At 59.9% G+C, this 12802-nt stretch carries 15 protein-coding genes; 8 read left to right on the forward strand and 7 right to left on the reverse strand.

Features of this window, described 5'->3' with window-relative positions; all coding sequences use genetic code 11:
- Nucleotides 1-2 precede the first annotated feature (2 nt).
- Nucleotides 3-767, forward strand: coding sequence for a 7-carboxy-7-deazaguanine synthase QueE (locus tag HL45_RS10750; RefSeq protein ID WP_049971100.1), 765 nt, complete (start codon nt 3-5; stop codon nt 765-767).
- Between the two features lie 10 nt (nt 768-777).
- Nucleotides 778-1503, forward strand: coding sequence for a 7-cyano-7-deazaguanine synthase QueC (gene queC, locus HL45_RS10755; RefSeq protein ID WP_049971101.1), 726 nt, complete (start codon nt 778-780; stop codon nt 1501-1503).
- A gap of 18 nt (nt 1504-1521) precedes the next feature.
- Here the strand turns inward: queC and HL45_RS10760 are convergent, their stop codons facing one another.
- From HL45_RS10760 to HL45_RS10770, 3 genes are all read right to left on the reverse strand, one after another.
- Entirely contained in the window at nt 1522-2496 is a 975-nt protein-coding gene (locus HL45_RS10760) for a DMT family transporter (protein ID WP_049971102.1), read from the reverse strand.
- A gap of 72 nt (nt 2497-2568) precedes the next feature.
- Entirely contained in the window at nt 2569-3255 is a 687-nt protein-coding gene (locus HL45_RS10765) for a CPBP family glutamic-type intramembrane protease (RefSeq protein ID WP_049971103.1), read from the reverse strand.
- Nucleotides 3252-3542, reverse strand: a complete 291-nt coding sequence (locus HL45_RS10770; protein WP_049971104.1) for a DUF5789 family protein — start codon at nt 3540-3542, stop codon at nt 3252-3254. The genes HL45_RS10765 and HL45_RS10770 overlap by 4 nt, the downstream gene beginning before the upstream one ends.
- A gap of 483 nt (nt 3543-4025) precedes the next feature.
- Here HL45_RS10770 and HL45_RS10775 point away from each other — a divergent pair, with 483 nt between their 5' ends.
- Nucleotides 4026-4868: a DUF7139 domain-containing protein gene (locus HL45_RS10775; protein ID WP_049971105.1), complete on the forward strand. Its 843-nt coding sequence runs from the start codon at nt 4026-4028 to the stop codon at nt 4866-4868.
- Nucleotides 4869-4882: 14 nt separating this feature from the next.
- Here HL45_RS10775 and HL45_RS10780 read toward each other — a convergent pair whose 3' ends face one another.
- The 3 genes from HL45_RS10780 to HL45_RS10790 are packed head-to-tail and all read right to left on the reverse strand — an operon-like array spanning nt 4883 to nt 7520.
- Nucleotides 4883-5347 carry a Mut7-C RNAse domain-containing protein gene (locus tag HL45_RS10780; RefSeq protein WP_049971106.1) on the reverse strand — a complete coding sequence of 155 codons (465 nt, stop codon included), beginning with the start codon at nt 5345-5347 and terminating at the stop codon, nt 4883-4885.
- Complete coding sequence (locus HL45_RS10785) at nt 5347-7086, reverse strand: helix-hairpin-helix domain-containing protein (protein ID WP_049971107.1); 1740 nt, start codon at nt 7084-7086, stop codon at nt 5347-5349. Before HL45_RS10785 ends, HL45_RS10780 begins: the two co-directional genes overlap by 1 nt.
- The gene (locus HL45_RS10790) at nt 7083-7520 is read right to left on the reverse strand and encodes a DUF5788 family protein (RefSeq protein WP_049971108.1); all 438 of its coding nucleotides are present in this window, start codon (nt 7518-7520) and stop codon (nt 7083-7085) included. Before HL45_RS10790 ends, HL45_RS10785 begins: the two co-directional genes overlap by 4 nt.
- A 123-nt stretch (nt 7521-7643) precedes the next feature.
- On the opposite strand from HL45_RS10790, the gene HL45_RS10795 reads away from it, so the two are divergent.
- From HL45_RS10795 to HL45_RS10815, 5 genes are all read left to right on the forward strand, one after another.
- Entirely contained in the window at nt 7644-8333 is a 690-nt protein-coding gene (locus tag HL45_RS10795) for a class I SAM-dependent methyltransferase (RefSeq protein WP_049971109.1), read from the forward strand.
- Between the two features lie 68 nt (nt 8334-8401).
- Nucleotides 8402-8851, forward strand: a complete 450-nt coding sequence (locus HL45_RS10800; protein ID WP_049971110.1) for a hypothetical protein — start codon at nt 8402-8404, stop codon at nt 8849-8851.
- 58 nt (nt 8852-8909) lie between these two features.
- Nucleotides 8910-9818, forward strand: coding sequence for a rhomboid family intramembrane serine protease (locus HL45_RS10805; protein WP_049971111.1), 909 nt, complete (start codon nt 8910-8912; stop codon nt 9816-9818).
- Entirely contained in the window at nt 9818-10621 is an 804-nt protein-coding gene (locus HL45_RS10810) for an endonuclease V (protein WP_049971112.1), read from the forward strand. Before HL45_RS10805 ends, HL45_RS10810 begins: the two co-directional genes overlap by 1 nt.
- Nucleotides 10622-10646: 25 nt before the next feature.
- Nucleotides 10647-11498 (forward strand): SDR family oxidoreductase, encoded by an 852-nt coding sequence (locus HL45_RS10815; protein WP_049971113.1) that lies wholly within the window; start codon nt 10647-10649, stop codon nt 11496-11498.
- Between the two features lie 144 nt (nt 11499-11642).
- Here HL45_RS10815 and HL45_RS10820 read toward each other — a convergent pair whose 3' ends face one another.
- On the reverse strand, nt 11643-12680 hold the full coding sequence (locus HL45_RS10820) for an ArsA family ATPase (protein ID WP_049971114.1): 1038 nt from the start codon (nt 12678-12680) through the stop codon (nt 11643-11645).
- Nucleotides 12681-12802: the final 122 nt, after the last annotated feature.

Raw genomic sequence — 12802 nt, forward strand, 5'->3', positions numbered from 1 at the left:
CCATGCCGGTGAACACCATTTCGGGAATCGATACGAAGGCAGACGCACAATCGCTCCCCATCAACGAATTGTTCTACTCGCTTCAAGGGGAGGGAAAACTGGCGGGAGTCCCGACCGTATTCGTCCGAACGAGTGGCTGTAACCTGCGCTGTTGGTTCTGTGACTCTTACCACACGTCGTGGGAACCGACGCACGCCCAGATGACGATTTCCGAAATCGTGGACGAGGTCGAATCCTACGACGCGAATCACGTCGTCGTCACGGGCGGCGAACCGCTGGTTCACGAAGAGACGAGCATCCTGCTCGACCGACTTTCCGACGCGGGCTATCACACGACGGTTGAGACGAACGGAACCCTCTTTCGGAAGACGGCTATCGACTTGGCGAGCATCAGCCCGAAACTCGCGTCTTCGACGCCGACCGCGGAACGCGACCCAAAGGGCGACGGTGAATGGGCAAAACGCCACGAAGAACGGCGAATCGACATCGACGCGCTCGGGAAATTCGTGGATAGCTACGAAACGCAACTGAAGTTCGTCGTCACGAACGAATCGGATTTGGAAGAAATCGAAACGCTGGTTTCGAAAATCCGTGCCGCCGCCGATGCTCCAATCCGCGATACCGACGTCCTGTTGATGCCGGAAGGGGCGACCCGCGAACGACTGGACGAAAACCGCGAGCGGGTCGCGGAACTGGCGATGGAGTACGGCTACCGATACACTCCGCGACTGCACGTCGATTTGTGGAACGACGCACCGGGAACGTAAGGATTTGACAATGGCACACAACACGACGACAGACGACGACAGCACCGACGAATCGACCCCAAAACGCGCCGTGATTCTGGCCTCCGGCGGGATGGACAGCGCGACTGCGGCCTACGAAGCCCAAGAACGAGGATACGAACCGTATTTCATGCACACCTCTTACGGCCAGCGAACCGAGGGCAAGGAGTTCGAGTGTGCGAAACAGCAAGCGGACGAACTCGACGTTTCGTTCCTTCACGTCGAAACGAGTCATCTCGCAACGATTGGCGGGTCGAGCCTGACCGACGACGAGATGGCCGTCGAAGACGCGGATTTGGACAGCGAGGAGGTTCCGGACACCTACGTTCCATTCCGTAACGCGAACCTACTTTCGATGGCGGTGTCCTGCGCCGAAGCGAACGACTGCGATGCCGTCTTCATCGGCGCGCACAGCGAGGACTTTTCGGGCTACCCCGACTGTCGTCCTGCGTTTTTCGAGGCGTTTCAGCAGGTAGTGAACGTCGGGACGAAAGACGACACGACCATCGGCCTCATCGCGCCGTTCGTCGAGTGGAGCAAAACCGATATTGCTGAACGAGGAACCGAACTCGGCGTCCGCTACGAATTTACGTGGAGTTGCTACCGCGAGGAGGAACCCGCCTGTGGTACCTGTGACGCCTGTGCGTTCCGGTTGCAGGCGTTCCAGAACATCGGCGTACGCGACCCGATAGAGTACGAAAAGCGTCCGGACTACTGATCCGAATTTTGCGATTATTCAATCCTGATTTTCGGCGGATTCCGCGGTTTCCCGTCGCATTTTCTGTTCGCTCGCCTCCGCAGTCTCGCTCTCAGCAGTCGATGTGACATAGATTCCGCCGAGGACGACGATTCCGCCGAGAATAGTCGCGCCTCCCGGAACTTGTCCGAGGATGAACAGTGCGAGGAGGGTACTGCCAAGGGGTTCGCCGAGGAGCGAGACGCTGACGACGCTCGATTCGACGTATTTCAGCACCCAGTTGATGACCGTGTGGCCGAAGATTCCCGGCCCGATTGCCATCCCGAGGAACAGAAGCCATTCCACTGGCGGATAAGCAGTGAGCGCAATCGTCGCATCGCTCGTCAGCGCGACACTGAACAGAACGACCGTACAGACGGTGTAGACGACGGTCACGTATGGAATGAGTGACACACGCTGACGGAGCGACCGTCCCGCGAGGACGTATCCCGCCGCGGCGATTGCGCCGACGACTGCCAGCGCGTTGCCGTACAGTGGGTTTTCCCCGGCGACTGCGGCACCGGAAATCACCTCGGCGAACGACATTCCAACCATTCCGACCAGCGCGATGCCGATGCCGATGACCGTCCGGCGGGTAACGCGCTCGTCCAGTAGTGCCCACGCGCCGAAGGCGACGAACAGCGGTTGTGACTGGACGAGCGTCACTGATGCGGCGACTGTCGTCCACTCCAGACTCTCGAACCACGTCACGAAGTGGGCCGCGAGCGCGCCGCCGGTGACGACTGCGATTAGCAAGTCTCGGGGGGAGAACGCTTTGAGGTCGTCACGATAGCGCGTGACTGCGAGCGGCGCGAGCAGGAGCGTCGTGAACAGCACCCGGTAGAATGCCTTGATGATACTGGGCGCACTGCTGAGTTCGATGAGAATCGCGCTCGTGCTCACGGCGACGATTGCGACGGCGAGCGCGGCCATCGGAGGGACTTCGTCTTCGACCCGCTCTGCCAACTGTACCATTCCTCGTCACTCACTGGTTCCGGCATCCGATTTAAACTTCCGGGTGAGGGACGGTGGGTACAGAATTTTCCTTCACAGGGGAATCGGAAGCCACGACAGCCAGTTGACCACCGTCTCCGGTCGAATCAGCGGGTCGTGGAGTACCAACCAGTCGAGCAGAACGAGTCCGAGTCCGTGCGCCACGACCGAGGGAAGGAGCGAATTACAGTCGTAATCTGCCGCGCCGAACAGCACGTCGGTCGGCCCGGAAAGGATGAGTTCTATCGGTGGCTTGCCGAGGTGGTGGAATGCGTAGACGACCGGACTGATGAACACGCTCTTGAAGCCGATTTTTCTGACGCCGACACAGAGCAGGCCACGGTAGTACGTTTCAGCGGCCAGAACGACGATGAACTGCTTGATTGCGTGCGGGACGAAGATCCCGAACGCGGGCGTCGCCTCCCACATCGGGTAGTAGGTTCGAATCGACGGAAGCGACGACCCGACGACGTAAAACGGAATCACGAATGCGGCCAGCAGAAGGCTGTTGCGAATCGCTCTACGGTCGATTCGATAGCCGAGATGTCGCCCGTGCGTCACCGCGAGGACGCCGGGAATGGCGATGAACAGCGTCACATCGCGGACGAGTCGGGCGTTTAAGCTATCGCTCGGAACTTCCCACCACGACCACGCGAGGGTGAGCAGTGCGCCGACGAGGAGCGATAGCTGCACCCACGTCAGCCCGAGCGTTCGCTCTTCTGCCGACCGAACGATGCTCACGAATCGTCCGCAGTCGGAATCGGGCCGGTGCCGATAGTGTCTCGAATGTTCGCCGTGAACTCGTGTTCGGTCTGGAAGTACGTCTCGTCAACGTCCTCCAGCACATCGGTGAGCGTCCGCGGGCCGTCGGGCGTTCGAATCGTCTCGTCGCCTTCCTTTCGGACGACTTCGCTTTTTTTAACGGGCCAGTGCAATCGGGAGGAGATCCGTGCGACCGGAATACCCTCGACGGGGTCGCGCTCTCCGAGTTCGACGGCGGGACTCTCGTCCTCGTTGTCGTCAGCCATACCGAGGCGTTTGACAGCACGGGGATTATGCTTTTCGGACCCACCTTTTGCCGCGTTCGCGCGGCGGAGTCGCGCTCTCTGGCAAAATCAGGACCAAAAGCAGGGCGCTCCTCCCTCGGCTTGCGGTTTCGCCGCTCGCTTTTCGAGACGCTCCGCGCCTCGTACTGGTCGTCGCTTGGCCCGCTCGCTCGTCACTGCGCTCCTCGGTCGCGGAAGAACTGCTAGCCCTCTGCAGTTGTGTAGTTTGGCGATTTCTGCGGTTGTGAAAATTCGATATTCCGGCGGTTGTGTCGATTGTCGAAAATCGGAGGTTGGTCGGCCTGCCGAAAATCGCCATTGTAGCCTGTTCAAATGAGTCACAAAAATGTCTTTTACTCGACGCCTCTACGCATCCTGCTTTTCCGCCTATTTTGCTCAAACAAATGCAAAATCTGACATCCGTCTGACGCAGTAGTTTTGTATCAGGGGTTCAATAACGGACACATGACAAGCCTCGGGGAAACCTATCAAGGGCGCGACGGGGTCAAAAAGCGCCCGCGACGCCTCTACCTCGGCGTCGGTTGCTTCCTCGCCGGGTCACTGCTCGTCATCGTCGGTATTCTCGCCGCAACGACAACCACGTTCGCGGGTGTCGGAGTGGGCCAGTACGGTTCGTACAAAATCGCGGGAATCACGGCCGGATTGGGCATTCCTGCGGTGTTCGTCGGTATCTTCACCGTCCTTCCGGCGACGAGCAATCGGGTTCGCGCGGCGGTCGCAATCGGGTCGAGCATTTCCGTTCTCGGCGTTGCGATGTTCTGGTACGCCTACCCACTGCACTGGCGGGGACACGGACAACACCTCACGCTTCCAGTTGTCGCGGTGTACTTCATCGGCCTCATCACGACGTTCTGCTGTCTGTTCGTCGCCGTCGTGAACTTCAAAACGCGCAACGACCCCGGCGGCACCGTGACGATGGAAGTGACGCGCAAGGGCGAAACGAAAATCGTCGAAGTGGAGCGAAACGCCGGATTCGGAAGCGTCGGCATCTTCGGCGACCCACCGGAAGACGTAGCCGCCGTCAGCGACGGCGGCGCGACGACCGACGATATTTCGTCGCCGATAGATTCGGGACGAACCCAAACTGCGGACGGCGTAACCGCAACCACGGCAGGCACAACGACCACGAACTCTACATCCCCAGCGAATCCAACCGACGCCTACTGCGGCAACTGCACCCACTTCGATTACGTTCGCACGGACAGCGGAATGACGCCGTACTGCGGTCTCCACGACCAGCGAATGACCGACATGGATGCCTGCAAGCAGTGGCAGTCGAATCGCTAATCTGTCTTCGAATTTTACAGGTCGGCAAGCGTCCGTTCCACCGACTCCCAGTGGCTTCCTTTCCAGAATCGCTTTCCACAGTCCGCACACCGCCAAATTTGTGTTCCATCGGGTGCGTGTTCAGGAGACTCGCCGTCGTTCCGAACCAATTCCCCATTACACGAAGAACACCGCGAAGGCTCGGAAAGCGACAGGTCGAATCCTCGCGTGTCCAGTTCTCGCAATTGTTCGGTCACGTCCAACGAGGTGAGCAAAATCCCGTTTTCGGTGCGCTCCGAAAGCCGTTCGTCTCGGGTGATGAGCGTTTTTCCCTCTTTCTGCGCCAGTTCCAGAATCTCGTCGTCGTCCTCGACACCCCTATCGAGCGCGTAGGCCGTATCGTAGCCACACATCCGCAGATAGGTCGCAAGCTTTCCGAGCATCACGTCGAGAAAGAGCGTCGGGCGAGTCGAAGACGAGGCCGACGAGGGTGAACCCATCAGTGGATGAAGTCGCGGACTGCCTCCGCATCCCACGTGTTCAGCACGTCTCCTGCTTCGGCCCATCCTCGTCGGGCGGTGTGAACGCCGTACCGAACGTTTCCGTATTCGGTGGGACTGTGTGCGTCGGTGTCGATTGCGATTGTCGCGCCCTCTTCGACTGCGACCTGTACCGCGCCGCCCCACAAATCGAGTCTGCTGGGATTGCTGTTGATTTCGAGCGCAACATTGTTTTCAACTGCGGCCCTTGCCACCTCGCGCACGTCGAAATCGAGGCCGGGTCGCTGGTTGATGAGTCGGCCACTCGGATGGCCGAGTATATCCACGCTGGGATGTTCGATGGCGCGAATCAGGCGCTCCGTGGCGTCTCCGTCCAGACCGCTGTGCGGAGAGGCGACGACGATGTCCAATTCGGCCAGCACGTCGTCCGCGACGCTGATTCCGCCGTCTCCTTCGATGTTGGCTTCGACGCCCGCGAACACCTCGATTTCGGCGTCGTCTGCAACTGCCCGGATTTCGTCTATCTGTTCGCGGAGTTCGTCGTCGTCCAATCCGACGCCGCCGACCATTCCCGGCCCCGTCGCGTGGTCGGAGATGGAGATGTAGTCGTGGCCGAACTCGGCGGCACTTTCGACCATCTCCGCGATGGTGTTGTTTCCGTCCGACCATTCGGTGTGCAAGTGCAGGTCGCCGCTGACGTCGTCTTCCTCGATGAGGTCGGGGAGTTCCCCGGCGAGTGCGGCGTCGATTTCGCCGTTGTCCTCGCGCATTTCGGGCGCGATTAGTGGGAGGCCGAGCGCGTCGTACATGCTTGCTTCCGTCTCTCCCGCGACTTTCTCGCCGACTCGCTGGCCTGCATCCGGGTCGTCTACAGCCGAAATGTCGAACACGCCGTACTCGTTCACCTTCAATTCGCGCTCGATGGCGTGGTTCCGCAGGGTGATGTTGTGGTTCTTGCTTCCCGTAAAGTACTGAAGCGCACTGCCGAACTCCTCGGGAACCACGACGCGAAGGTCGATTCGCGTGTCCGAGACGCGAATCGCGGCTTTGTCGGTTCCCGCCTCGATGACCTCCGTCGCACGCTCCCAATCGGCGAAGGCGTCCACGACGGCCTGTTTGTCCTCGCTTTCGGCCAGCACGTCCACGTCGCCGATAGTTTCACACCAACGACGGATGGAACCGCCGAGTTCACAGCGGCCGACCGACGGAATATCGGAGACGAACGTTCGCACCTGCTCACCGACGGGTCGCGCGTTTCCGAGCAGTTCCCGCCCTCGAATCGTGCGGGCGAACTCGATGCCGTCTACGATGTTCTCCTCCGTTTTCGGCCCGAAGCCCTTGATTTCCCGGATTTCTTTGGCGCGAGCGGCCGCCTCCAAATCGTCCAGCGTTTGCACCCCGAGTTCCTCGTAGAGGGTTCCGACCGTTTTCGGCCCGACACCCTCCACGCGCGTCAGTTCGGCCATCTGAACCGGGAGTTTTGCGCGCTCTTCCTCCAATTCCTCGATTTCGCCTGTCTCGAAATATTCGATGACCTTTCCGGCGATGGAGTCGCCGACCTGCGGTATCTGTCCGATGGCGTCCGGGCCGTCCTCTGCCAATTCTTCGATTGCTTCCGGATAGTCGCGGATGTTGTCTGCGGCCCTGCGATACGACTGTGGTTTGTACTGTACGTCCTGTGCGTCGAGCAAGTCTGCGTACTCCTCGAACAAATCGGCAATTTCTGCGTTTCGACTCATAATCGTGACCGTTTACTGGCGTCTTTTTTCCCCAATGCTTTCTGGAGGAACGACATCCACCGTTTCTGGTCGGCCGCCTCCTTCGCTTTCTCTTCGGCTTCGAGGTTCGTTCCCCCGAGGCTTTCCAGCGCGTTCAGTGCACGGTCGATTCCGATGATGCTTTCGACCAGTCGCTCGCCCTCTTCGTGGGAAATGTCGCCCTCTTCGAGTCGTTGTTTTCGCTGAAGACGCTCCCGTCGAAGGTTCGTCTTCGCCTGTTCGACCCGGTCGTGCTCCCCGCGCGGAACTGTATCCCGGCGCTTGATTTCGAAGACGAATTCGCGCAGGTCGATGTCCTGTCCCTGCACCGTGATTTCCTCCGGAATGGATGCCCCGACGGTGGCACCCTCGCGCTCGACGCGCTCCAGTAGCCCTTTGCGCTCGTACTCTTTCACGCCCACTACTCGTCGTTCCGGGAGCAAAAACTTCCTGCCCTCCCCCTATGCGCTCGATGAATAAATCTCGGCGCGAGAATGAGGCTTGAAAAAGCATTAACCACTCCGACGATAACAGGAAGCATGAAGAAACCCGGAGAGGTGTTTGAGGATTCTCGCGTTTACGACCCCGGTATCGAAGCCATCGTTCCACGGTACGACGAACTTCACGACGCGATTTTGAACGCACCGGTGCAGGGACGTGGCGAGGACATCCACGTTCTCGAACTCGGCGCTGGCACTGGCGAACTCACCGCGAAACTGCTCACTCGATTTCCCGAAAGCACCGTCCTCGCGGTTGACCACAGCGAACGAATGCTCGCCGAGGCGGAGCGCAAACTGGAAACGTTCGGCGACCGCGTCCAAATCGAACAGGGGACGTTTCCGGACGACCACCCCAGTGGCGAATCGAAGTTCGACCTCGTCATCTCCTCGCTCGCGGTTCACCACCTCACGTCAGACGAAAAACAAGCCCTGTTCAGCAACATTCACGAGGCGCTCGTTCCGGGCGGTTGGTTCTTCAACGGCGACGTCGTTCGGTTCGACGCAGACCACCTCGAAACGCTTTCCGACGCGATGATCAAAAACTGGGTTCGCTCGAAAGGGTGGGAAGAAGAGGAGTTCATGAACCGCTGGCAGGCCAGCGACGACTACGACGACCCCGACACGCTAACTGACCAGCTCGTCTGGCTCCGCGAGGCGGGATTCGACTCGGTCACCTCCATCTGGCAGTACTACAACTTCGCGGTCTACGGCGGACGAAAATCGGAATGAATCGCTGTTTTTCGGTTTGCTGGCCACAAATTCCTTTTAGCTGAACCGCGAAGATAGATGCAAATAGCATGGCGTCGCACACTCCAGACTCTACGGCACTTTCTTCGACACGCCGGGACGACACCCTCAGCGTTTTGGTGTTCGCCTCGGGAGTGGCGCTGTTGACCCGCGGTGCCGCGAGTTCGTTCGCTGGGGCGTTGCCCGCGGATGGCCTTTTCGCCGTCTCGGGGGTGCAGGTGGGAACTCTCACGATAGTACTTTCACTGTTCGTGTTCGGGGGTGCCACCGTTTACGCGAGCCGTGGCGGCTCACTGCTGGACTGTCTGGTTCTGGCGTCCGCACCGTGGGTCGGCCTCTTTCTCACAGTTCGGGATGGGATTCGTTCGTCCGGCGGTTCGATTTTCGGACTGCAATCGTTTGCGCTCTGTCTGCTCTCAGGGGCAGTGTTCGGAACCGTCGCGTACTTCGTCGGCCTCGGAATCCCGCGACTCGTCGGTAAGCGTCGACCCCGACCGTAATCGGCGACCGGCACTCTCACCCAAACCCATTTGACCTGTCGGTTCAAAAGTCGGAACAATGGCGCAATGCGACGAGTGTGGGCAACACGAGAACATGCCGTACAAATGCCGGATGTGCGGCAACACGTTCTGTGGCGACCACCGCCTTCCGGAAAATCATTCCTGTCCGGGGCTGAACGAGTGGAACGACCCGAAAGGCGTCTTCGATAGCGGCTTTGACGACAGCGTGAACCAGCAGGGGCGGAACAGTAGTTTCGGCATCAACACCGGTACAGGCGGGCCGCTGGCCTACTTCCGTGGAAACATGACGTTCGTCTTCCTCGGCCTGATGTGGTTGACGTTTATTTTCCAATACGGTATTGCTCCGCTCCTATTAGGGATTTCAACGAACTCGCTCGAATGGTTCAATCTCTTCACGCTGAACACCGCGAACCCGTTTTACGTCTGGACGTGGGTCACCTCCGTCTTCGCGCACGGTGGCTTCGGCCACATTGCGATTAACAGCATCGTGCTGTACTTTTTCGGCCCTCTCGTGGAGCGACGAATCGGGAGCAAGAAGTTCACCGTCATGTTCCTCGTGACTGGTGCACTCGCGGGACTCGCGCAGGTCTGGGCGACCATTCTCACCGACCCTGGAGCTTTCGTCCCCGTTCTCGGGGCAAGCGGTGCGATTGCGGCCATCATGGGTGTGATGACGGTTCTGAATCCAAATCTCCGCATTTACATCTACTTCATCCTCCCGATGCCGCTGTGGATTGCGACCCTGCTGTTCGCCATCTACTCGGCGTTCGTCAGCGTTTCCGGTGGGATTGGCGCGGGCGGCGTCGCACAACTGGCCCACCTGACAGGACTCGGACTAGGTCTGCTCTACGGCGCGAAACTGAAACGAGACGGCGAACGCGCACCGCAGGAACTCCAGTTCGGTGGCGGCGGCGGACGCGGCGGCATGGGCGGTAGACGGTTCTAATGCGCGTCGTCCACCCCGAATTTGCACCCGACGCGTCGCTGTCGCGCGAGGAGATGGAAACGCTTCAACACGAGGTGGCGGAGACGGCGATTTTCCGAGACAAGTTCGATTTCGACCCGGAGCGCGTTCGCGCTGGGTCGTCCGACGACGCCCAGCGCGAACTGCCGACGAAAGCGGACACGGACGACGAACCAATCGTCGTCGGCGTAGACCAAGCCTTCGTGGGCGAGAAGGCGGTCAGCGCTATCGTCGCGGCGCGCGATGGCGAGGTCATCGAACGAACCCACGCAGTGGTTGAAACCGAGGTTCCGTACATTCCCGGCCTGCTGTCGTTCCGCGAGGGAACCGCAATTTTACGGGCCTTCGAAGAACTGTCGGTCGAACCCGACCTCGCAATCGTGGACGGAAGCGGACGAATCCACTATCGGGAGGCCGGAATCGCAACCCACATCGGCGTTATGCTCGACTTGCCCGCGATTGGGGTGGCGAAAAACCTGCTCTGCGGGAAACTGCGCGACCCAATACAGGGTCACCTGTCGGCAGGCGAGCGCGTTCCCGTACTCGCAAACGAGCGCGTCAGCGCGCCTGACGGGACAGTCATCGGCTACGCGCTCCAATCGCGCCAGTACGACAATCCCGAGAAGCGCCACGTCAACCCGCTGTACGTCAGTCCGGGCCATCGCGTGAGCGCAGAAACGACCGCAGACCTCGTCTGGCAACTCTGTGCTGGCTACAAACTTCCCGAACCCACGCGGCGCGCGGACGCCTACGCCGACGAGGTGAAGGAAACCGTTGGTTCTTAGCCACCCCCGTCCGAAAGAAGGGCCAATGACTGAAACTGTGTTGATTACGGGTTGCTCGTCGGGAATCGGTCGGGAAACCGCGCTCTCCTTCCTTGCGGACGGTTGGGAAGTGTACGCGACTGCGCGAAATCCCGCGGACATCGAAACGCTCGGCGACAAGGGCTGCAACATTGCTACGTTGGACGTAACCAAGGACGACGACATAGAGCGCGTCGTGTCCGAAATCGTGGACGACCACGGCCACATCGACTGCCTCGTGAACAACGCAGGCTACGCTCAACCCGGCCCCGTGGAGGACGTGCCGATAGAGCAGGTTCAAGCGCAGTTCGACGTCAACGTCTACGGCCCGCTTCGCCTCGTCCGGGAAGCACTTCCGCACATGCGCGAACGCGGCAAAGGAACCATCATCAACGTCTCCAGCTCGGTCGGTCGCATCTCGGTGCCCGGCATGGGAATCTACAGCGGGTCGAAGTTCGCGCTGGAAGGGATTTCGGACGCGCTTCGCTCGGAAGTAGACGACTACGACGTGGACGTTGTCTTGGTCGAACCCGGCCCGGTCGATACGCAGTTCTACGACCGCGCGAACGGCGAAATCGAAGGCGTCGAGCGCTCCGGAGCCTACGAGCGATTTTACGAAATGTACGGCGACCGGCAGGCTATCGACGGCGGCATGCCCGGCGCAGTTCACCCGAAGGAAGTCGCCGACACGATTCTCGATTCGGCGAACGTCCAGCATCCGAACGCTCGGTATCCGGTCGGCACCGTCGCGGAACTCACCGACTACGCCCGAATCCTTCCCGCCGAATGGCTGGACAAAGTGTACGGCACGGTTGCGAGCCTTACGTCCAGCAATTGGGCGAAAAAATTACTCGGCTGATTTCGAACCGGGGGTCGCTTCACTCGAACGACTCCGACCGGATTTTGGTCATCGAATAGCAATATCCAAACCGGATGACTCCCCGATATTCCGTTTAATCTCCGTTACCCCGAGTTACGCCCGCGTTGAAATCCTCTTTAGATGCTACTCCAGACAGGCCGCGACGACGCGCAACATCTCTTCTCCCCGAACCTCGTCGGCGAACAGCGGAATCCGTTTGATGTCGTGGCCGCGGAACACCTCTTGTGCTTCCCGGAGAGCGCCCTGTTGAACGTCCCATCGCTGCTGGCAGAACTCGCAACTGTCGAGGTTCGGCGTGACGAACTGACTGGAATCCACCGCATCCGTCACGTCGGCCAGATTCTCCATCACGCGGTTGACGACCACGGTTCCGACGGGAATGTCGAAGTCGTCCAACTGCGTGAGTAGGCGTTTGGATTCGAAGACGCTCATCTCCTCGGGAATCATGACGACGCGGAAGTCCGTCTTCGACGGGTCGCGGAGCGTTGTTCGAAGGCGCTCGATTTGCGCTTTCATCGCGTCCAAATCGTCCATTCCTTCCTTTGGGTCGGCGTCGCCGCCGAACATTCCCTTCATTCCGTCCATCATACCTTGGAATCGCTGGCGGAGTGAGACGATTCGGCCCACCATCGTATCCATGATTTCGGGCAGTTCGAGCAGTCGAAGCGTGTGCCCGGTCGGGGCGGTGTCCACCACGACGCGGTCGAACCGGTCGTCGTCTAAAAATTCGATGAGTTTCTGCATTGCGGCGGCCTCGTCGGCCCCAGGCATCGCTCCGCCGAGGAGGGACGCCATCGGCCCGTCCTCCTCGTCGCCGAGCATTCCGCCCAGCGGGCTGTCGGTTCCGAGCATTCCAGCTTGGTTTTCCAGCGCCGCATCCGGGTCGATTTCCGCGGCGTACAGCGGAATCTCCTCGCGGATTTTCGTCGCCTCCGCCGGAATCTCGCATTCGAACGTATCCGACAGCGAGTGCGCCGGGTCGGTCGAAACGACCAGCGTCCGGGTGCCGTCGCGGGCGCTCGCAAGCCCCGTCGCGGCGGCACAAGTCGTTTTCCCGACGCCTCCTTTTCCGCCGTACAGTACGTACTCCGGCGCGTCGATACCCGTCGGAACGTCCCCTTCGTCGATTCGTTCGACGGCCTCCACGTCGATTTCGGCCATACCGGAGGTATCCGGCGGAGGTTTGTGTAGCTTCTGTATCTCTCGTCGTCGCGTTTTGGTGGACGGGTTTTTCGAGCGAAATATTTTGATGCGCCTGTCGCTGTTAAAAGGGTTGTTTCAGG

The sequence above is a fragment of the Haladaptatus cibarius D43 genome, from assembly GCF_000710615.1.
Taxonomy (GTDB): Archaea; Halobacteriota; Halobacteria; order Halobacteriales; family Haladaptataceae; genus Haladaptatus; species Haladaptatus cibarius.